Origin of the sequence: Nostoc sp., assembly GCF_036917465.1 — a bacterium.
GTDB lineage: Bacteria > Cyanobacteriota > Cyanobacteriia > Cyanobacteriales > Nostocaceae > Nostoc.
Genome location: NZ_JBALDL010000020.1, coordinates 9,487 through 31,385 on the forward strand (window position 1 = coordinate 9,487; position 21,899 = coordinate 31,385).

Below are 21,899 nucleotides of genomic sequence, written 5' to 3' on the forward strand. Positions count from 1 at the left end.
GGTTGCAATTAATGTATCGACCATTTTTGTTGTTTTTGGAGAAAACTGACGCTAATCAGGCTTTCATCGGTTAAATTACTCGCTTATGCTTCTAGACCCTGACAACTTTTGGGTCTGGTTACACTTAATGGAATTAATCTTTGCTCGCTAAATCAAAAGCGGGATGCTCCCGAAAAAACTTTATCCTTCACAGATATTTCTTCATCAAATTGATGAGATGAAATGGACTGAAGGGTTTGGTCAAATAATCATTCGCTCCAGAGGCTAAACACTTTTCTTTATCCCCCGACATGGCTAAAGCCGTGACCACCAGGATGGGAGTGCGCTTGTCTTGCTCCTGCGCTCGAATTTGGCGAATCGCTTCTAACCCATTCATATCTGGCATTTGAATATCCATTAAAATTAAGTTGAAGGAGTGCATCTGGGTCAGATGAATCGCTTGCAAACCATTGTGGGCAACCATAATTCTAAACCCTTTCAATTCTAAATAGGCTTTTAGCGTCTCAATGTTATCCAGGTTATCTTCTACAAGTAGAACGACAGGTTTCTCTGCTGTATTCCTTGTTTCTACGGGTAAGAATCGTGAAGCAGCAATTTGGTCAACAGCAACGGTGTCATCAAGAGCCTTATCTGAGTTGGGCGTGACTTGTTTCCAGGGAAGCACCACTGTAAATTGGCTACCTTGACCGACAGTGCTGCTAACCGTCACGGAGCCTTTGTGTAGCTCGATAATGCGCCGGACTAAGGCCAACCCTAACCCCGTACCAGCATAACGCCGAGACAAACTGCTATCGATTTGAACAAAGGGCTGAAACAGCTTGTCAATGTTTTCTGGATCAATCCCAATGCCTGTATCGATGACGCTGAAGCTGAATGTTTGTTCTGCTGCATTGCCTTGCAGTTTTAGGATGACAGCACCACCGTTGGGTGTAAACTTAACGGCATTGGTTAGTAGGTTGATCAATACCTGGCGGATGAGTCGTTCGTCTAACTCGATGTCAGCCAGATCAGGAGACGGCTCAAGAGTAAAACTAATTTGCTTTTTGAAGGCTTGCTGTTGGATAAAAGGAATTGTGCTTCGACAAAGTTGTTGAGCTGAAACGGTTGTCATTTGTAGATATAACTTGCCGGATTCGATTTTGGCTAGATCGAGAATGTCATTAATTAGCTCTAATAAATGCTGCCCGTTGGTTTGAATTGTGGTTAAGGTGTGGTATTGTTGCTCAGTTAAATCGCCATAGGTTCTTTCTTGCAAGACTTCAGATAGACCCAGGATGGAGTTGAGGGGAGTACGAAGTTCGTGGCTCATGTTTGCCAGAAATTCGTCTTTGAGACGAGTCGCACGGGCTAGTTCGGCATTGGCAATGGTCAGTCTTTCGTTAATCTTACGAAGTTTTTCCTCAGTCTGTTTGATTTCTGTGACATCAAAGATAATGCCAACGATATGCAGCGCTTGCCCAGTGTCGTCAGTTACGGTGCTGCCTTGCTCGAGCAAATATCGCTTTTCTGGCGTTGCGGGGATGTGAATGCAATATTCGACCTGAAAGGGCTGTTGATTGGCGATCGCAGCTTGAATTACTTCGATAACGCGATCGCGGTCTTCTGGCACAATCAACGAGTTGACTGGACAAAGATTGCCTTGATTGACGATATCTATCGGATCAAGCTGGAATAAAGTCGTTAGGCGATCGTTAAAAAAGACAAATGTATTATCTTGATCGGGATAAAGCTTGTAGACAATTCCCGGTAGGTTTTCAGCCAGGGTGCGATAGGAAAGCTCACTTGCTTGCAGCGCGATCTCAGCTTGCTTGCGGTGGCTGATATCCCTTATAGCTGCTAGAAAAGCTTTATTATCCTGCCAGGTAATTTCCTCAACGCGTATTTCAACCGTAGTCACCCCTGTTGTGGGATGGGGAATCTCCAGTTCAAATATCTTTTGCAGCGTGATGGGAATTCCCAAATCTCTACCCTGGTAGTATGGCTTTTGGTAATTGAAAATCTGATCGGCAGCTGGATTACTGAAAAGAATTTGTCCTTGGGGATTCAGAATCAGGATGCCATCAACTGTCTTAGAAATGATTTCTTTGAGGCGCTTTTCGCTATTTTGGAGTTGTCGCTCAATTTGCTTGCGATCGCTAATGTCTTCCACTACCGTTAGGTTACCGATGATTGTACCCGCAGCGTTATACAACATCGACACTGTAAGGTTGACCCATTGTAACCGACGATCTTTGCGGATATAGCGGATTTCAACGGTTATGGATGCCAACTCACCGCGATGTAAATGAGCCACCTCGCGTCGGGTTAATTCCAGATATTCTAGATGGATCAAGTCTTCCCAGGACATATCCACTAGCTCAGATTGAGTATAGCCAGTCAGATCGCAAAAGCGTTGATTGACTTCGATATAGCGTCCTGATAGGTGACATTGGCTCATGCCGACAGCTGCCTGTTCAAACAAAGCCCGATAGCGCGTCTCACTCTCACTCAATGCTGCTGTGCGTCGAGCAACTCTGGCTTCTAGCTCCTGGTTAAGCTGTTGTAGTGCCAGTTCTGCGTGTTTGCGATCGCTATCATCTGTGCCAATTGCCGTCACAAACCAGCAGCGATCGCTCTCATTCCAGCGAGACGTAAGCGTATCTAAAATCCATCGAGTTGAGCCATCTGGATGATGAAAGCGATACTCAAATGTGGTTTCGATCTCTGCTTTAATTGCTGCCAGCATTGGCTCATGGATAACTGCCAAATCTTCTGGGAAAATTCTCGATAACCAGACTTTTGCTAGAAATTCGTCTGGTCTATAGCCAAAGACTCGTTCGCATCCCCTAGAGTGATAGTCAGTTTCCCAGACACCGTTGGCATAATATCGAAAATGCCCGATTGACGCGCCCGCACTGTTCAACACATCATTCAGTTTTGCCTCTGAAGCTTGCAGAGCTAGCTCGGCTTGTTTCCGATCTTGAATATCTTGAATTAGACTAATGCAATAATTTATAGTGCCATTGGCATCACGAACTGGAGCCACAGTTACGTTGCACCAAAGGAACTCTCCGTTTTTGTGAAGTATACATTTTTTAAGCGCAAAGGAATCAATCTTGTTGGCGAGAAGCTGTTGCCAATAGCCTAAATATAGCTTGAAATCATCTGGTCTGGGTGTAAGACTCTCAAAGCTTTGCTCTAGCATTTCTGCTTCTGTATAGCCTAATTGGTCGCAAATACGGCGATTAGCCCGCAAACATCGACCCGCCACATCCATTTCTACAATTCCCACTGCTGCCTGCTCAAACACAGCACGGAAACGGGCTTCGCTCTCTTTCCGTGCTAGTTCTGCGCGTTTAAAGTCATCGATACCAGTAATTATGTTGACCCAGCCTGTAATTTTTCCTGCTAGGTTTTTGATTGGCACCCCCCGCGCTAGAAACCAGTGGTATAGTCCTTGATGATGACGGACACGATATTCGATCTGAAATAATTTACCAGTTGTAATGGATTGTACCCATTTTTGGATGGTGCGATCGCGTTCATCGGCATGAATCGCTGCCGCTCCACCCAATCCTGTTGCCTCAGCTTGACTTTGCCCCGTGTAGTCATACCAGCGCTGATTGAAGTAGTGAACGGCACCTGTTACATCTGCCAACCAGACCATCTGGGGCATTGCTTCTGCCAGGTCGCGGTAGCGCTGTTCGCTTTCTTGCAGGGCTTGTTCAGAGGATTTGCGATCGGTGATATCAGTCATAGTTCCGATATAGCCAGTCACGTTGCCAGCGATATCAGTTTCCGCGATCGCCAGACCGATCAGCCAGTACACCTTTCCATCTGCTTGTCGGGAGGGGAGGGAATGACCAGAAACCCATTTTAAACCCCCGCTAGCGCTTATCAGGCGAAACTCAGCCGTCCAAGGAGTGAGCATTGCAGCAGATTGGTCAATCAAACTCCGTACCCGCTCTCCATCCTCTGGAACGATCGCATTCCAAAGCACTTGCGCGTCGTTGAGGATTACCTCTGGGGTATGTTCGCAAAGTTTGATAATACCTTGGCTAATAAATCGAAACCTTTTTGTGCCATCCGCACAACGGCAACAATTATAAACCACTCCAGGAACTGTATTGACCACCTGACGCAAAGTTTGCTCGCTCGCTTCCAGAGCAGTTGCCATTGCTTTCTGTTCTGTAATATCTGCGATCGCTCCCACCATGCGAATCGGCTTACCAGTTTGATCGCGGATTGCCTCTCCCCGAGAGCGACACCAAATATATTCACCCGATTGCTTACGTCTGCGAAATTCTACCTCATAGGGCAAATGGTCTTCCAGGTGGCGGCGTAGTGCTGCTTGCATCAGATCGCGATCGTCTGGATGGATCTGTTCTTGAAGCACCTCATAGGCAAACTTGGGGGCGTTTTCGGCTGGGGGTAGGTAGCCTAAAATTTCCCAATAGCGATCGCTGGCAATGACGCGATTGCTGGCAATATCCCAATCCCAGACTCCTTCGCCGATACCGCGAATGGCAAGTTGATAGCGCTCTTTGACTGCGTTTAATTCCAGTTCCAGTTGTTTTTGCTCAGTAATATCGATGTTGACCCCGGCGAGGCGGTAAATCTCTCCAGTTTCGTTGCGAATCGGAAAAGTGCGATTCCAGAGCCAGCGAATAGAGCCATCCGGTCGGACAATGCGATAGCCAAGGGAGTCAACCTTTTCCCTTTGACCAGCTTGCTGGTTAAACGTGATTACGCGATCGCAATCTTCTGGATGAATGAAATCGAGCCAGGCTTGCGGATTGTCATAAGTTTGCTGCAATGGCGTTTGGTAAAGATTTTCCCAGGCTGGGCTGGTGTAAATCATCTGCTCGCCATCGAGGGATCTGAGAAAAAACACATCCTGACTGTTGTCAAAAATTTGTCGGAGTTGGGCTTCGCTTTCTCTGAGGTCAGTTTCTAGCTGGGTGCGTTCGGCTTCTAGCCGTTTTCTCTCGCTAATATCAGTGACATACCCGATAATCTGAGTTAAATTGCCGTTAGCATCTGCAAAAAACTGCGCCTGAGCTTCGATCCAGATGTAATGCCCAGCTTGATGCCGCCACCGATATTGCAAGTAGAGATTTCCCTGATGCTCAAAATACTCTGCGGCTGCCGTTTGCACTCGCTCCTCATCCTCTGGATGAATACTGGCAAACCAATCCGCCGATGTCTGGGGCATTTCCGAGGCGCTATAGCCAAACACCTGATCGGCATTGATGCCCCACGTCACATGATCGGCAGTAGTATCCCATTCATACAGTACTTGTTTAGTGGCTAGCTGGGCAGCGTGATGGCGGTTTTGCCACTCTAGCAAGATGTTGATATAGGCAACTTGTCTCGCTTGTGCTTGCTTTTTGTCAGTGACATTGCGCGCCACGCACAGAAACGATGTGATGCTTCCATCCAGATTATATTCTGGAACGACACGGGTTTGAAACCAGATGGAGCGCGAGTGAATGCAAAGTTGATGTTCAATCGTTGCTTCTTCCCCGGTTGCTACCACTTGCTGAGTTATAGTTTGCCACTCAGCAAAGTGTTCTGGGGCAAAGGTGGCAGCGAGCAGTGGTTGACCAATCAGCGATTCCGGCGCGTAGCCTAACTCCACCTCGATAGAGGCATTGAGATAGAGGTAGCGTAAGTCTCGATCTAGCCGAAAAATCACGTCAGGGGTACGATCTAGTAATGCGGTAAGCTCTTGCCGCTGTTGCCGGAATCTGGTTATCGTTTCGCTGTGTTGAATGGCGATCGCTACCTGAATGGCAAGTTGTTCTAAAAACGTGACCTCGGCCGGTTGCCAATCACGAGGTACAGCCGATTCACTGGCGCTAACGAGTCCCCAAAATTGGTTGTTAACGATCGCCGGAACTAGAACTTTGGCTCTAATCTGCAAACGCTCCAATAACTCAACATGGCAGGGGGTCATCTCTGCGGTATAAATATCAGAAACCACTTGCACTCGTCCTTTGCCATATTGCTCTGCCCAATCTGAAGCAAAGCAAGGATCGTAAATCGCTTCACTGACAAAGGAGCGTTGACCGGCGGCGAGGGACTCTGCCACAACCTGAAACTGCCCATTTTCCCAAAATTTATAGATCGACACGCGATCGCAGCCCAAAAACTGCCTCACTTCAGACACCGTAGCATCGAGTATTTCTGCCAAACTCAGCGAAGCTCGAATCCGCGTCGAGACTGCCATCAACAGCTGCGATCGCTCTGTCTGAAGTTGCAAAGCTATGATTGATGGCTCATCTGGCTGCCCACTTTCTCCAGGTTGCAGCAAACGGCATAAACTCTCGTAGGTCAGTAGCCCCAGCAATTGCCCATTGTCGTCTAATATAGGCAAGTGCTGAATGTGGTGGTGTCGTAAAAGGTTCAGGGCAATCTCAGGAGTAGTTAACTCAGATTGCCGTAAGGCGATCGCTGGCGGTTCAATCACCTCTGCTAAAGTGACTCCAGCGAGCGAACGCCCACTGGCGACTAGGCGTGTCACCGCTCGTTCGCTGAATAGTCCCACTAGTTGGTTTTCAATCACTACAGCTAAACAGTCTGTGCAGTTGGTCGTGGCTGAGTCGATCGCGGCCATTCCGGCATCATTGCAACTTGTAGGCAAAATAGAACTGGAGTTCAAAAGTGCGATCGCATCTGTCACCAGCACATCTGGCGCAACGATGATGGGCGGCGCGATCGTATTCTCTAAGGCTTGCCTTGGTAGAAATGAGTGGGGCAAGAACATAACATTTCCAACAATAGTGGGATTGATAAACATTGGGTTATTCAAGATAAAACCAGAACACCACCCAGGGATTACTCTACCGATTAAGTCTAGCCTATTCCGAAAAGGCAGTCTCTTGGCTTATACTCAAAATATCTAATTGCTTGACTTTTGCTTAGACCCTCTCTGAGTTTCTCAGTACTTCTACGAAAACAGTATTTAGCATCCAGTACTTCCCCCATTGCTAGTAAAAGCTTCCTCTTGATGCACTTAAGTAAACAAGGCAGCAAGGGCAAAATCTATTGCAAATTAAGGGATTATTCTGTTTTAAAAGCAATCTTCTCAGCCCTAATATTTAAAGAGTAGAGTTTTAAATTCAACTCCACTCTCATTGTTCAGGCTTTAACTATGACGGCAACCTACGATATTCGCCTTGTTATCCTTTCATTCTGCATCGCTGTCTTTGGTGCTTATACAGCACTCGACCTAGTAGGACGAATCATGGCAGCCATAAAACTTGAGGGAACGGCTCACTATAATTTACTCTTTATTATTGCCTCGATCCTGTTTGCCCTATGTGCTTCCATCATCGCTCTTTGGCTGACATTCAGAATTAAAGGGGAAGCAAATCCCATCAGCAAATTGCGAAAAATAAGTAGTAGCGTCGTTATGGGGGCTGCAATCTGCGGAATGCACTATACCGCAATGAAGGCTGTCTCCTTTCATCCAACAGTTCAGTCATCGATGGAGATTTCTACCAACGCGATCGATGTATCTAGTCTAGCTACTGCAATTGGTGCTGCAACGATAGTCATCTTAATCCTGGCATTAATTGCCTCATTTGTAGCCCAGCAAGTCAGCATTAAACTTGCAACTAAAGCTAAAGTACTACAGAAAAGCGAAGAACGATTCCGCTCTTTATTTCAAAATGTTTCTAACATCATTGCCACACTTGAAGCCAATGGACAAGTTACCTATGTCAGTCCCTCTATCACTCACATCCTGGGATGCAGCCCAAAGGATTGGGTGGCAGAAAATCTTGCTAAACTGGTGCATCCTGATGACCAATTTGTAGTCGAAAATCTCTTCTGCTATACCTTTAACAATCCAGCCCTTGATGTGACCACAGAATTTCGTTTGCGTCATGTAGATGGCTGCTGGCGAGACTTTGAGGTAATTTTCAAAAACCTTTTAGATGACCCTAATATAGCGGGCGTTGTCCTTACCTGTCGAGACATCACCAAGCGCAAACAAGCAGAAGCCGATATGCGTAAAGCATTAGAGAAAGAACGAGAGCTAAATGAATTGAAGTCGCGCTTTATTTCAATGGCTTCTCACGAGTTCCGCACGCCATTAGCGGTCGTGTCGTCTTCCATTGGCATCTTAGAAGACTATGGACACCGCCTCAATCCAGCCCAAAGCCAAAAGCAGTTTCAGCATGTCCAAAAGTCAATCAATCACATCACCCAATTAATAGACGATGTATTGATGATTAACCAGGCAGACCTGAACGGGCTGGAATTGAACCCAGCACCAGTTAATATCGTTCAATTTTGTCACAATCTAGTGGAGGAAATGCAGATCAGCGCCCCTGAGCACACCATTAATCTTTCTATCATTGATGAGTGCAAACAAGTTAATCGTAGCTGGTTTTATCTCACTTTGTGTTTGGCTCTCAAAACGGCGAAGTATTCGAGTCAAGCTTTGTGCGCTCCTGAGTTAATGTTTAATCCCTATACCCCGCTCTCTAAAGATTTGCTGATTCGACATAGAATCCGTCAGCATCAAAACCGTAGCAACCCTCAACTCGATGAAAAATTACTCCGAAGAATTTTGTCTAACTTGCTATCAAATGCAGTCAAGTACTCCGATCCAGGAAGCACAATCTACTTCAAATTAGTTTGGCAATCAGAAAGTATTAGCTTTCATATTCAAGATCGAGGTATTGGCATTCCCCTTGAAGACCAAGCCCATTTATTTGAGTCGTTTCACCGCGCCAAGAATGTAGGACGCATTCCTGGTACAGGTTTAGGGTTGGCGATCGTCCGCAAATGTGTTGATATACATGGCGGTGAAATCAAGGTAGATAGTCACGTAGGAATTGGCACAACCTTCACGGTTACGCTTCCCGTGAAGCAAATCAGAAAGGGTTATGAAACTAAGAACGAACCGATAAAACGTCTGGTTCTAGCAGCATAAGGAGAAATAATCATGCAATCTACTCTAAAAAAGATTCTAGTTGTCGAAGATGAACCTCAAGTTCGCGAGAATATTGCCTCAATTTTGGGATTTGAAGGATTTTATCGAACTGTGGCTGAGAATGGCTTGATTGGCTTACAAAGGGCAAAAGAAGAGATGCCCGATTTAATTATTTGCGATGTCATGATGCCTGAATTAAATGGCTACGAGTTCGTCGAATTGCTCCGTCAAGACCCGAAAATGGCAACTATTCCTGTCATTTTTCTAACCGCTAAAGCCGATCGAAGCGATGTGCGACAGGGAATGGAATCGGGCGCTGATGACTATCTCACCAAACCCTTCACTCCCTCTGAACTCCGACGAGCAATTGAGGTTCAGTTCAAAAAGCAAACGATGATTGCTCAAAAGAACCAGGTGAAATTTCAGCAGATTTGCAACACCATTACAGTGTCATTACCCCATGAACTGCATACGCCCTTGCAAAATATTATTGCAGTGCCACAGTTATTGATGGAAGACTGGGACTATACATCCGATACTGAGAAATTAGAAATGATAGAGTCAGTTTATAGATCCGGCAAGCAGCTTTATGGCTTGACCCAAAACTTTTTGCTCTATGCCAAACTGGAAGTAACCCTATCCGATGCCGAAAAAGTTGCTGGTATCCGAGAATATGCCCCTCAGACCTCTCTCAAAATGATAGTTGAAGAGACTGCATATCAGGAAGCCGAGAATGCACAGCGAAGATTAGATTTAGAACTCGATCTACAAGATGAAGCTGTACAGATTTCATCTGCAAGTCTCAAGAAAGTTATCAAAGAATTGATTAACAATGCTTTCAAATTTTCTCGGTTTGGTTCTAAAGTCAGTGTCATTGGCGTTTCGAGTAATAACCTTTATTCGCTCTATGTAATCGATTGCGGTTGTGGCATGACCTCTGAGGAAATTGCGAATGTAGGTGCTTATATGCAGTTTAATCATAAATTATACGAACAAAATGGTGCTGGGTTAGGGCTAATTATTTCTAAGCGCTTAATTGAATTGTATGGAGGAGAGTTGACGATCGAGAGTATACCTGACCAACAGACTATTATTCGGATTGCATTGCCAATCCCACTTACTTCTCAAGACGATAGCCAGATGCGAATTGAATCAGATTCAAGGAGTTAAAAAGAGGCTTCAAGATGCTAAATTTACTTCATCCCCTTTTGAATTCAAGCAGCTTTATTCCACATGGACATTGCTATCTCTGGAAACCAGCATTGGTCTCGCTGCATGTGCTTTCTGATAGTGTAATTGCATTGTCCTACTTCTCTATTCCCTGCTTGCTCGTCTACTTTGTCTCTAAACGACGCGACATTCCGTTTAACTGGATATTTCTGATGTTTGGTGCTTTCATTATTGCCTGTGGCACCGGACACCTGATGGATATCTGGACATTATGGTATCCGACTTACTGGTTGTCAGGTTTAGTCAAAGCCTTGACAGCCCTAATTTCAATGTATACAGCCTTGGAACTCATTCCTCTGATTCCTAAGGCGCTAGCGTTACCTAGTCCGGCTCAGTTAGAAGCAGCAAACCGAGATTTGGAACAAGCTCTCAAACAGTTGCAAGAGGCACAATCTCAACTGATTCAAACTGAAATTAAACTGGCCAAAACCGAGATATTACAGCAAAGCGAAGAGCGATTTCGCTCGTTGCTACAAAATGCATCGAATATCATCGCTACCTTAGAATCAGGTGGACGGGTCGTTTATGTTAGCCCTTCTTTGACGAACATTCTGGGATATCAGCCAGAAGGTTGGATTGCTAAAAATCTTCCTGAGTTAGTCCACCCAGAAGATGCTCTTTCTGCGGAAGCTCTGCTCTGTCGAGCATTTGATAATCCATCCCAAAAAACAATAGTAGAATTTCGTTTACATCATGCGGATGGTTCCTGGCATGATTTTGAGGCGATCGCTAAAAACCTCCTAGATGAGCCAAATATAGCGGGCATTGTGATCACTTGTCGAGATATCACCGAACGAAAACAGGCAGAATCCGATGTGCGTAAAGCACTGGAGAAAGAGCGAGAACTAAATGAATTGAAGTCGCGCTTTATTTCAATGGCTTCTCACGAGTTTCGCACGCCATTGGCGATCGTGTCATCTTCCGTTGGCATCCTGGAAGAATATGGACACCGCCTCAATCCAGACCAAAGCCAAAAGCAGTTTAAGCACGTCCAAAAATCGATCAATCATATCACCCAACTCCTAGACGATGTGTTGATGATTAACCGAGTAGAAGCTGGGACAGTGGAATTTATGCCAACTCCAATCAATGTCATGCAGTTTTGCCACGATCTAGTGGAAGAAATACAACTGAGTACCCCTCGCCATCAGATTACGCTGTTTATTACCGATGAACGGAACGCAGCCAGCAACAGTCATGTTCAACTCGACAAGAAGTTACTCCAATCTATTTTGACTAACTTGTTGTCGAATGCTGTCAAGTATTCGTTTGCGGGAAGCACAATTCACTTCAACCTGATTTGTCAAAATCAAGAGACGATCTTCAAAATTCAAGATCGAGGTATTGGGATTCCCGATGACGACCGAGACCACTTGTTTAAGCCTTTTCATCGGGCTAAGAATGTAGGGAATATTCCCGGAACAGGTCTAGGGCTTTCGATCGTCAAAAGATGCATTGACCTGCATGGTGGTGAAATCAAGGTAGATAGCCAAGTAAACATGGGTACAATCTTCACTGTTATCATCCCTACAAATCAAATGGAACTCATAGTTGGCAAGCCTCTGCTCCCGCCATTGCTCTGCCCACATTGAGTCCTGGGCTTGAGCAGGGCTGTTTCATTCGATATGGAAAATCTCTAGGATAAGTATTGTCAAAGCTTATCTCTGGGAACGAAGAGTTGATGATGCGATTGCCTGCTTTGCTGAGTACACGTTCAAACAAGCAGAGAATTTTTGTACTTATCTTGAAAAACATCGACACTGCATTGTCAATTATCAATATTATCAAGCCAAGCGAATTTGTTCTATTGGCTCTGATGAGATGATACCAAGAATTCTTTCGTCAACAATCCGTGTGTTCTATCACCGTCTGCTGAATTAGCTTTCTGGAGCTTGGCTAAAGATCCCATCGGCCATCAGTTGAGTAGCTGCTTGGCCCGGATTTCTCCCAAGCAGTAAAAAATCGATTTACATAACCTGATGTGAGACATTTTTTTGATACAGCATCAATTGAAATTTATGTGTGGAGGTAAAATAAGTCTAAAACCGTAGTTGTTAAGATAAAATAATCACTATATTTTTATTAGTAATGAAATCGAAATGCTCTGTTCATAACAATTTTGCATTACAAAACCAGACTTCGATAAAACCAAGCCCAAAATATCATTAATTAGAGATTCAGGAAATGCACATTGACTTGACATTAACGGGTATTCGATAGAATTTTTAAGCATCTGTAAGCCGCAGCGAAAATCTCTTTGTATGGACTTGAGCGTGTAATTACGATTAAAATCTGCCTTGGGCTTACAGTAATCAATGCTCCTAACTTCAATAACTTGGTACGAATAGTCCCAACTTGAGCATTTTGTAATTCTGTCTTCGCCAAACATTGTTTTCGTAATGCATTCATCAAAACGTAAGCAAGAGAAGAAAACCATAAACGCAATTGATTCCCGGCAAATGTATGGGTACTGGTTCTGTCACTAAAAAACTCCAAATGACAGCATTTTGCCCATCTGCTTCAATCTGGCTAATAAAAGAGCGCTCGACTTTCAGCGTATCAGTTGGGAACTGATGCAAACGGCTCAAGCAGGAGTAGCTGTTTGCAGCAAGCGATCGCTGTTGCCCAAACGCATCATTGATTTCCTTAAAGCTATCTAAGCCAACAAATAGCAGGGCATACTGAGAGGTTGTATTTATGGGTGTCTGTTGAATAAACCGATTGAGTTGCTCGATTAAGTACCGTTTGTTGGGTAAGTGGGTCAACGAATCCCAGAGTGCAGAGTTCTGCTGCGCCTGGGATGCCGCTTCCTGCTTGGCGAGTCGGGCGGCGATGGCGATCGCTGCTAATAATTCATGGACACTAAAGGGTTTCGTCAAATAATCGTCTGCACCCAGGTTCATACCCTGACGAATATCTTCATGGGTGCTTTTAGCAGTCAAAAAAATAAAGGGGACTAATACAGTATCTAGATTCTGCCTTAATGTCGATAGCACCTCGTAGCCATCTGCACCAGACATCATCACATCGCAGAGAATCAGTTCGGGATGCTGGGGTCTCGCAGAGAAGCCGAACCACTGCCTCTTGCCTTATCCCAACGACAAGTTTTTATGCCGACCTATTTATCTCTGCTATGGATTGCTCTCAAGAGTTGATCTCATTTAGTATAGTAGGAGCCAAAGCAACAGGCAGATTAGTCTCAATAGGCAGTTGAAGCGTAAACTGAGTCCAACCCGCTTTGCTACTGATTTGAACTTTACCGCTCAGTCGTTGAGCCAATTTCTCAACCAGTGTTAAGCCTAGACCATTGCCGCCTTGCTGCCATCGATCGATCTCTGGTGCCCGATAAAATGGCTGGAACAGATTGGGGATGAACTCATTCGGAATCTCTGCCTCGTTGCTAACAATAAACATAATCGTTTTACCATCTGGATTTGTTGCCTCAGATGTAGTCAAATCACAACGAGCTTCCAAAACAATCTTCCCACCGGGAGCCGTGTACTTACAGGCATTGTTGAGCAGTTCGCTCAAGATGCGCTTGAAATCTGCGGCATCGATTATGGGCATTGGTAAATAGGGTGGAATGTTGCTCCAGAGAGTTTGTTGGCGTTTTCGAGATTGGGTTTTGAACGGTTCAATGATCGCTGGAATCCAGGTTTGTAAATTCAGCTTTTCCGGTTGCAAGGGACGTTCGTTTGCACCCAAATAATACAAATCGAGCAAGTCATCGATCAGATTAATTTCGCGGGAACACTCCTGCTGCAAGCTATCGATATAGCGTTGCGTTTGCTCTGGGTTGGAGGCTTGTCGCAACAGTTTCAACGCCATTATAATATTGGTCGCCGGTCTTCGTAATTCCTGTGATGCAGTTTCGAGAAACTCGTCTTTGAGCAAATTGGAGTGCTGAAGCTGGGCAACTTTCTGATGGATCTGGACTATTGCTACTTGCTTAGTCAATCGACTTGTAATAGCGTTAAGCAACTCATCCGTCCTAAAGGGTTTTGTCAAATAATCATCTGCGCCTAAGTCCATCCCCTGCCGAACACTTTCACGAGCTGCTTTAGCGGTGAGGAAAATGAAAGGAATCAGCGCTGTGTCTGGGTTTTGTCGTAAGCTAGATAACACTGCATACCCATCAGCGTTGGGTAGCATTATATCACAGAGGATCAGGTCAGGGGGAGTTGTCTGAGCCAAATCAAGCCCCTGTACCCCATCTTCTGCTCCCATCACATCAAAACCCTCAGATTCTAATATATCGAGGATTTCTTCGCGTAGGGGTGGCTCATCTTCAATTACCAGGATCTTAGTCATGAATCTGCTCTACAAAAGCAATAGGCAAGGTTACTATGATTAGAGTACCCTGATTCTCCTGACTAGTAACATTGATTACACCTTGAAAACGATCTACACATTGCTTAACAATTGCTAGCCCTATGCCCGTCCACCGAGATTGCCAACATTGCTACCGCGATAAAACGGGATGAATAATTTGTCTTGGTCGTCTAGGGGAATACCAATGCCTTGATCTTAAATACTGGAGTTTAGACTAAGTAACACAAAATGACCCAGCCACGCTGAGTTGATAAAACACAAGCTTCAAGTATCAAAACCTTTGATATCAAGCAGATTTAGCTTGCTGTTTACGGCGCTTTGTTGTCGTTTTTTTGACTATCGGGTAGCGAATTCTACGCTGTCGTGGTTTTCCTCGTTCCCAACCTGGAGACTTTCCACGGAGTTTGGGCAAACAGGCAGGAGTACCAATACCCTCTAAAATGATCCTCATAGCCTGAGCAACCCTTCCAGGGGTCAACTTATCGACTGACTTTTGCCTTGGCGCTAGCCTCTCCCTTTGGGAGAAGGTAAAGGATTGTCAGCAACGATATCACGAGCCAACCACAATTCCCAAGTAATCATTGGCATTAAGTCGCTCCATCGCTCACACTGTTTGGGAGTACTTAGTTTAGGAAGAGTCCCGTGCAAGCGTTGCTTTAAAAAACGATACCAGTGGTCAACGGTAAATCGACGCAGATAAAGTCGCCAAACTTCAGATAGTGGAGGCATTTCTTCTCCTACCCAAGCCAAGAATCAGAGCGTTCTATTCAGCTAGCGATGCGCTCAATTTTGGGAAGCCGTACTATATACAATCATCATTGCCCACCGTCTCATTACAGTACGGGAAGCAGATAAAATTGTGATTCTGAATAAAGGTAGAATTGTAGAAATTGGTAATCACGATGAACTCTTGCGCTACAAAGGAATTTACCACCGCTTGTACTTGTACTCCTTGCAGCAAACAAACTCGTAAATAATCGGCGCTGTAGGGGCAATTCATGAATTGCCCCTACGACAGATGTGCTTTTTCGAGTTATCCATATTTAATCTTTCCTGTCAATGCGTAAATCCTAGTTTTATTACCTCAACCTTAAAAACTTCTAAAATAGTATAAATTTATACATATACATCTTTAGCAATTTCCTGAATAAATTTCTTTTAAATAAATGTCTCGACGGTTATTTAAAGGAAATATTTTTTGGTCAAATTAATTTCTACTTTAGAGTTTATTATTTATTGATAATAAAGCACAAACTATTGCACCAAGCATATAAACCATAGACACGTCAGCCTCCTTTAAAACTAGAATATAAAACATAGACAAGACAACAAAAATGAGTACTGTTATTTTTAACATAAAATGTAACAAATTCAGTCATAACACCAGGAAAATGCATTAAAGGTCTAGCTCACGTTTTTTACCATTATTGACTCTAGAAAAATATTTGAATTTCTAATAGCATTTAATACTTGAGTATGGGAAAATTATTTAATCACTGTTCTTAATATATTTCTCAAGTGCTTGTCTACCTGATTGCAACTATGACAGTTTTTTTTGTGGTAGTAACTGATCTAGACAAATGTACTCCTACCAAGTATTTTTGTAAAAACTGTTTCACAAATCTGAGCCAATTTTATTGACTAAGATTTTTCACCGAAACAGTGCTGAGTAAAAAGTAAAATTAATTGGACGGGCTAAAGCCCCGCTACCGCTAACAGCACAAAAGGTTTGTTCGCGCAGCATCCCCGATAGTTGCCCCTACCTCCAGGTATGGAAGAAAAAAAAGATTTATTTGTGGGAATTGTTCAACAAATAGGAAGAACAATCTCAAATTCAGTTCCCTCGGTGGGCTGAGAACGCACAGTTAAAGTGCCGCCATGTTGTTGGATAATGGAATAGCAGACAAATAACCCCAAACCTTGACCACGACCAACGGGTTTTGTGGTGAAGAACGGTTCAAAAATCCGCTCTTGCAGACTTACAGGAATCGTACTATTTGTATTTGCGATCGCAATTCGTAACCAATCACGATTTATCACTCCAGTACAAATCCGAATTTCTGGGTGTTCGCTGCTTTGGGGATTATCTCGAATCGCATCAATGGCATTGTTAATAATATTCAGGAAGACTTGATTCAACTGACTAGCATAGCAAGTCACCAGAGGTAGATTGCCATACTCCTTGATGATGCGCACTTCGGGTTGATTTTCACAACCTGGCAAGCGATGTTGCAAAATTAACAGCGTGCTTTCAATACCACTGTGTAAATCTACAGCTTTGATTTCAGCTTCATCTAAGCGAACAAAGTTGCGTAAACTCTGGACAATTTGGCTGATGCGATCGCTCCCCACTTTCATAGATTCTAAGATTCGATTGGTATCCTCAAACAGAAAATTGAGGTCAATTTCTTCCCGCTTATGTTGAATAGCTGGAATAGGTTGGGGATATTCCTGCTCATAAAGCATCAGCAAACTCATCATGTCTGCAATATAATTTTCTGTATGGGTGAGATTACCCTTGATAAAATTAACGGGATTGTTAATTTCGTGAGCAATACCAGCTACCAATTGGCCGAGGGATGACATTTTCTCACTGTGTATTAATTGCCCTTGAGTTTGTCGCAATTTTTTCAAGGTTTGCTCTAAATCTTGGGCTTTTTGGTTGAGAGCTTGGGTTTTGTGTTCTACTTCTGTTTTTAGGGTTTGAGAATAGTTTTCGGTTTGTTGATACAGACGGGCATTTTCCACAGAGATAGCGGCTTGGTTAGTGAGGAGTTGGAGAATCTCGATGCGATCGCCACTAAAAGCGCCTAAAATTAAGTTGTTCTCTAGGTACAAAATACCGATGAGTTTTCCTTGCCGACTAATTGGCGTACACAAAACTGATTTAGGCTGGTGAGTGATGATGTAGCGATCGCTGGCAAATTGCACTGCTTTACTCAAGTCTTCAAACACAGCTATCTCTTGAGTTCTTGCGACTGCATTAATCAAACTTTGAGGAATTTCTGAGTATTGCTCCAGGGGAATTTTTAAGGTTTTCACTTGTTCTTGATCGGCTTGAGCCACAACTAACCATTGTTCCTCTTGGCGAAGAACTAAATGACCGATTTGTGCGCCAGCATTGGCGATCGTAATCTGCATTAAGTTTGCCAACAGTTTGTCTAATTCAATTTCTTGAGAGATCGCTTGTGCAGCTTTCATCACAGCTTGGAAATCTAACCATAAATTTTGGTTGCTAGAGCTTTTAGTTACACCTCTCATCAAAGTTAAGGGGATGGTTGTCGCAGATGTCATGGCAAGATTAGCCGATTGGAGAAGGACTGTTAGTAATTGCGGATATTCTTGTTCTAAATGGACGATTTTTGCCGTTGCACCCCAATGGGCGTAGCCGTAGTAAGCTTGTTGCATATAGTCGGCGGCCACCTTCTCTTTGCCCCAAGCGAGGTAGAATTTGGCAGCCAGCTCATTGCTAAGTGCTTCTTCTTGGATATAGCCGTTTTCTTTTGCCCCCTGAATGGCTTTGTCATAGTAGGTCATTGCGTCTAAATGACCCAAAATTTTTGCCCGCTCTGCTTCAACTAAATCATATTTGTGTTGATGATTGGCAGGAGCGTGGAACGCCCACTGACTCATCAATTTCTGGTTTTCTGCAACTTTTTCTAGTGCCGATTGTTTCTCTGCTTCATTACCATTTGAACAGGTCGCCAGAAGAACGAGGGAGTAGTAGAAATTATGTTCCGCAAACTGCAAGAAGCCAACCATATTTCCCTGGTATTTTTCAGCTTCTTGAGCATGGATGAGTGCTTGCTGATAGTCCTTAAAAATGAATAGAAGAATCGTCTTTGTCAGATGCAGGAGAAACAGGAGAGTTCCGTTTTCAGTTTCAATTAAAATCGGTAGCATTTCTTGCTCATCGAAACTCTCCCCAACCAGTATTAGGGGATCTTCTGCTGCTCCCATCAAATTCAACACCAGTTGACGACAAATCTGCCCGAAGTAAATTTGATACTCTTGTTTGAATTTCAACAACAGATCGATGTATTTTTGCTGTTGCTGATTCACCTGCTCCAGTGTTTCGCCGACGAAGAAAAGATAGTTACAGTAGGAGGCGGCGTTGTAGCAGGCATATTCTACATCACCCATTTCTAATCCAACCTGAATAGCTTCACGTAGGGGAGCGATCGTTTTGCGAACGGGTTCCCGCCAGTGCCGCACAAACACATCAAAAATGTTAATCACTTTTGCATACAATTTCCTGTCGTTGAATAGCTCCAGCAATTTCAATCCTAATTGTCCAAACCGATAGCCTCTTTCAATTCCGGTTGGGCTACCACATAAAACCAGACCATAAAAGGCGTAGCCAAATGCCGAAAATGCCGAGTTGCCAAATTGAATCGATAAGTTCACTAGTGTGTAAGCAATCAGTGGTAACATCTCTGGTTTAGCGTTCAGGCTGGGAGTTACCATAGCGATCGCAATTCGCATGGCTGCTAACTTGTGCGGATCGAGCATCTCTGGCAGGTTAATTAAATCCTCGATCGCTAACTCCAGTGGGGGTTCAGTAAAGAGCGGTTCGCCCAAGAACTCCAGCACTTGCAGAGAAGTGTCGATCGCTGCCAGCATTTGATTCTGAGCAATGTAGAAATAAATCCTAATTTCATACATCTTGACCTTTTGCAGCAAATCCTGGGCGTGCTGAAGAACAATTTCGGAAAGCCGTTCTGCCTGCTGAAAATGGGCAGTCAGGTACTCAATTTCAGCCGCTTCTGTATGAAGGGCAAGGGTGAGGTCGTAATCATGTTGCCAACCGTTTTCTGGGAGCGCTGCCAACCCTGCTGTGAAGTATTTACTTGCCATTTCATAGGCGGTTGCTGCTTTGGCTTTTTGTCCTGCTTGCAGGTTTAGTTGAGCCAGATCCAATTCTTGCAGCTTGGAGATATCGTCACCATTTTGTGCATTCAATAATTCGGGAGAACTTTTTTGAGATGTCAATCTCAGACCGTAATTTAATTGATTGACAATTTCAAAAATTTTCCCTTCCCGCTTTGCTTCAGGCGTATTTGCCCACAGTTGTTGCCCGATTTGGAAGTGGGTAGACTGTTTTTGATCTTCTGGAATCAGACTGTAGGCAGCTTGTTGGACGCGATCGTGCAAGAATTTATAAGGAACGATAATCTCACTACTGCGATCGATGTTGTCTGAGTTATTGGATTGAAAGAACTTGTAGGTTTCACTAATTGGGAGAATCAGCCCTTCTTGTAACGCTATCCATAGGTTGGTCGCTATATCAACAAGTGATGTTTCAGAAACCATTGCCAAGGTCTTCAAATCAAATTGGTTGCCAATACAAGCCGCCAGTTTCAAAACCTCCTGTGTGTCCACCGGAAGTTTCTGCAACTGCAATGCCATAAACTCTACCACTCCATCGGTCAATGCTAACTGCCGCACCGAAGCCAGGTTACATTGCCAGTAACCCAGTTCTGGCTGGAACTGAATGCAACCCTCCTCGTGCAGTGCTTTGAGAAACTGGGTTGTAAAAAAGGGATTGCCTTTAGTTTTCTGATATACCAATTGTGTCAGGGGTTGAGCCAGTTCATTGGGACAACTTAAGGTGTCTGCCACCAACTGATTCACCGTTATTTCCACCAATGGTTCTAGGGTAATTGTATTGATGGTAGCTTGGGCTTGCTGAATCTGTTCCAGCGTCAGCATCAAGGGATGAGCCGGAAACACTTCATTATCTCGATAGGCACCCAGAATGAGTAAATATCCAGAATTGGCTTCACTCATCAATAATTGCAGCAAGTTGAGAGAAGCCGAATCTGCCCATTGCAAGTCATCTAGAAACATCACCAGTGGATGTTCAGGGGTGGTGAAAACCTGAATAAATTTCTGAAAGAGCAAATTGAAACGATTTTGGACAGCACTACCAGATAATTCTGGGACTGGCGGCTGTTGATCGATAATTCGTTCTAGTTCAGGAATCACATCAATGATCGCTTGTCCATTTTCACCCACAGCAGCCAAAATTTTCGCTTTCCACGCCGCCAATTGGACATTACTCTCACTCAGCAGTTGTGCCATCAAATCACGAAAGGCTTGCACAAAGGCACTGAACGGAATATTACGCTGTAATTGATCGTACTTGCCTTTGATGAAGTAACCGCGTTGTCTGACAATTGGTTTATGGACTTCATTGATCGCCGCAGTTTTACCAATCCCGGAAAATCCTGCTACTAGCATAATTTCTGAACTGCCATTAGCGACGCGCTCAAAAGCTTTGAGCAAAGTTGCAACTTCTGTTTCTCGTCCATAGAGTTTTTCGGGGATAATGAAGCGATCGCACACATCCCGTTGTCCCAGGACAAAGGTTTCTATTCTACCCGTTGCTTTCCATTGATTGAGACAGCATTCTAAGTCATACTTCAAACCCAAGGCGCTTTGATACCGATCTTCGGCATTTTTCGCCATCAACTTTAATACTATTTCTGAGGCGATCGCGGGAATTTCTGGATTAATGCTGTGTGGGGCGAGTGCGATCTTGGCTAAATGACAGTATATTAACTCCATTGGATCGTTAGACTGAAACGGTAATTGTCCAGTCAAAAGTTCGTACAATGTCACCCCGAAAGCATAGAAATCACTGCGGTAATCAATGCCGCGATTCATTCTTCCAGTTTGCTCTGGGGAAAGATAGGCAAGGGTTCCTTCCAAAACATTGGGATTTTGGATTTCCTGGGTTTCGCGCGGGAGAAGGGAGGCAATGCTGAAGTCAATCAGCTTGACTTGGTGCGATTCTGGATGAATCATAATGTTGGCGGGTTTGATATCTTTGTGGATCACTTGATGCTGGCAGATATCATGGAGAATATCGGCAATTTGTCTAGCAATTTCTAAGATTTCCCCTAAAGACAAGGAATAATTTTGGGTATAATCCCGTAGGGAAATGCCGCCAAAGTCTTCCATCACCAAGGCATAGCTGTTGCCGTAGGGTTCTAGGCTTAAGGGATGGGTGATGCCAGGAATATTGAGATTTTTGGTAATTGTATACTGGTTACGAAACTGTAATAATTCGCTAAAGGTGGGGTTGTCTAGCTGTAATAGTTTAATCACCACTGGACGCTGACTTGACTCCTGCACTGCTCGATAAACTATTGTCTGAGAACCTGCATAGAGTTCCTCAACAATGGCATAACCAGGAAGGTGCGGCAATGAATTTGAGTAGGGGATTGCTGCCAGTGTCATAGTGTCAAGTTAAAATGTCTAGAAGGTTACAAATCTAATATTTCCCAAGAATTTGGCAGACTAAACATTCCATAAATTATTTACATAATTGGTTAGCCAATACTTCACAAGAATGGTACGAGATAATGGCTCATGTAATTAATTGTTGATATATATCCTAGCCCCC

Annotated in this window: 10 protein-coding genes and 4 pseudogenes; 5 read left to right on the plus strand and 9 right to left on the minus strand. The window is 44.0% G+C overall.

The window, feature by feature from the left end; all coding sequences use genetic code 11:
* Positions 1-187 precede the first annotated feature (187 nt).
* Positions 188-6,781, minus strand: coding sequence for a PAS domain S-box protein (locus V7K38_RS03945; RefSeq protein WP_334855617.1), 6,594 nt, complete (start codon positions 6,779-6,781; stop codon positions 188-190).
* Positions 6,782-7,135: 354 nt separating this feature from the next.
* Here V7K38_RS03945 and V7K38_RS03950 point away from each other — a divergent pair, with 354 nt between their 5' ends.
* The 4 genes and pseudogenes from V7K38_RS03950 to V7K38_RS29545 all read left to right on the plus strand — a co-directional run.
* Positions 7,136-8,926 (plus strand): ATP-binding protein, encoded by a 1,791-nt coding sequence (locus V7K38_RS03950; protein ID WP_334855618.1) that lies wholly within the window; start codon positions 7,136-7,138, stop codon positions 8,924-8,926.
* 12 nt (positions 8,927-8,938) lie between these two features.
* A complete protein-coding gene (locus V7K38_RS03955) occupies positions 8,939-10,096 on the plus strand; it encodes a hybrid sensor histidine kinase/response regulator (protein ID WP_334855620.1) in 1,158 nt (385 codons plus the stop codon).
* 14 nt (positions 10,097-10,110) lie between these two features.
* Complete coding sequence (locus tag V7K38_RS03960) at positions 10,111-11,748, plus strand: ATP-binding protein (protein WP_442940745.1); 1,638 nt, start codon at positions 10,111-10,113, stop codon at positions 11,746-11,748.
* A gap of 70 nt (positions 11,749-11,818) precedes the next feature.
* Positions 11,819-11,971, plus strand: a pseudogene (locus tag V7K38_RS29545) (ISKra4 family transposase); the annotation flags it as partial.
* Positions 11,972-12,358: 387 nt separating this feature from the next.
* Here V7K38_RS29545 and V7K38_RS03965 read toward each other — a convergent pair.
* The 7 genes and pseudogenes from V7K38_RS03965 to V7K38_RS03990 all read right to left on the minus strand — a co-directional run.
* Positions 12,359-12,652 (minus strand): annotated as a pseudogene (locus tag V7K38_RS03965) (transposase); the annotation flags it as partial.
* Positions 12,565-12,996, minus strand: a complete 432-nt coding sequence (locus V7K38_RS03970; protein ID WP_334855854.1) for a diguanylate cyclase domain-containing protein — start codon at positions 12,994-12,996, stop codon at positions 12,565-12,567. The gene V7K38_RS03970 and the pseudogene V7K38_RS03965, both read right to left, overlap by 88 nt.
* Before the next feature lie 9 nt (positions 12,997-13,005).
* A pseudogene (locus V7K38_RS03975) lies at positions 13,006-13,203 on the minus strand (response regulator transcription factor); the annotation flags it as partial.
* A gap of 97 nt (positions 13,204-13,300) precedes the next feature.
* Positions 13,301-14,467 carry a hybrid sensor histidine kinase/response regulator gene (locus tag V7K38_RS03980; RefSeq protein ID WP_334855622.1) on the minus strand — a complete coding sequence of 389 codons (1,167 nt, stop codon included), beginning with the start codon at positions 14,465-14,467 and terminating at the stop codon, positions 13,301-13,303.
* Positions 14,460-14,591 (minus strand): ATP-binding protein, encoded by a 132-nt coding sequence (locus V7K38_RS29550; RefSeq protein WP_442940748.1) that lies wholly within the window; start codon positions 14,589-14,591, stop codon positions 14,460-14,462. Before V7K38_RS29550 ends, V7K38_RS03980 begins: the two co-directional genes overlap by 8 nt.
* A gap of 183 nt (positions 14,592-14,774) precedes the next feature.
* Positions 14,775-14,939 (minus strand): hypothetical protein, encoded by a 165-nt coding sequence (locus V7K38_RS03985; RefSeq protein WP_334855623.1) that lies wholly within the window; start codon positions 14,937-14,939, stop codon positions 14,775-14,777.
* Between the two features lie 53 nt (positions 14,940-14,992).
* On the minus strand, positions 14,993-15,217 hold the full coding sequence (locus V7K38_RS03990) for a hypothetical protein (protein ID WP_334855625.1): 225 nt from the start codon (positions 15,215-15,217) through the stop codon (positions 14,993-14,995).
* 21 nt (positions 15,218-15,238) lie between these two features.
* Between V7K38_RS03990 and V7K38_RS03995 the strand changes: the two are divergent.
* Positions 15,239-15,461: pseudogene (locus V7K38_RS03995) on the plus strand (ABC transporter ATP-binding protein); the annotation flags it as partial.
* 833 nt (positions 15,462-16,294) lie between these two features.
* Here the strand turns inward: V7K38_RS03995 and V7K38_RS04000 are convergent.
* Positions 16,295-21,733, minus strand: coding sequence for a trifunctional serine/threonine-protein kinase/ATP-binding protein/sensor histidine kinase (locus V7K38_RS04000; RefSeq protein WP_334855627.1), 5,439 nt, complete (start codon positions 21,731-21,733; stop codon positions 16,295-16,297).
* Between the last annotated feature and the right edge of the window lie 166 nt (positions 21,734-21,899).

Coding starts and splice junctions, on each gene's coding strand:
- V7K38_RS03990 (WP_334855625.1), bottom strand. CDS start 15,217: ATGCCTCCACTATCTGAAGTTTGGCGACTTTATCTGCGTCGATTTACC.
- V7K38_RS03955 (WP_334855620.1), top strand. CDS start 8,939: ATGCAATCTACTCTAAAAAAGATTCTAGTTGTCGAAGATGAACCTCAA.
- V7K38_RS03945 (WP_334855617.1), bottom strand. CDS start 6,781: ATGTTTATCAATCCCACTATTGTTGGAAATGTTATGTTCTTGCCCCAC.
- V7K38_RS03950 (WP_334855618.1), top strand. CDS start 7,136: ATGACGGCAACCTACGATATTCGCCTTGTTATCCTTTCATTCTGCATC.
- V7K38_RS03960 (WP_442940745.1), top strand. CDS start 10,111: ATGCTAAATTTACTTCATCCCCTTTTGAATTCAAGCAGCTTTATTCCA.
- V7K38_RS03985 (WP_334855623.1), bottom strand. CDS start 14,939: ATGAGGATCATTTTAGAGGGTATTGGTACTCCTGCCTGTTTGCCCAAA.
- V7K38_RS04000 (WP_334855627.1), bottom strand. CDS start 21,733: ATGACACTGGCAGCAATCCCCTACTCAAATTCATTGCCGCACCTTCCT.
- V7K38_RS03980 (WP_334855622.1), bottom strand. CDS start 14,467: ATGACTAAGATCCTGGTAATTGAAGATGAGCCACCCCTACGCGAAGAA.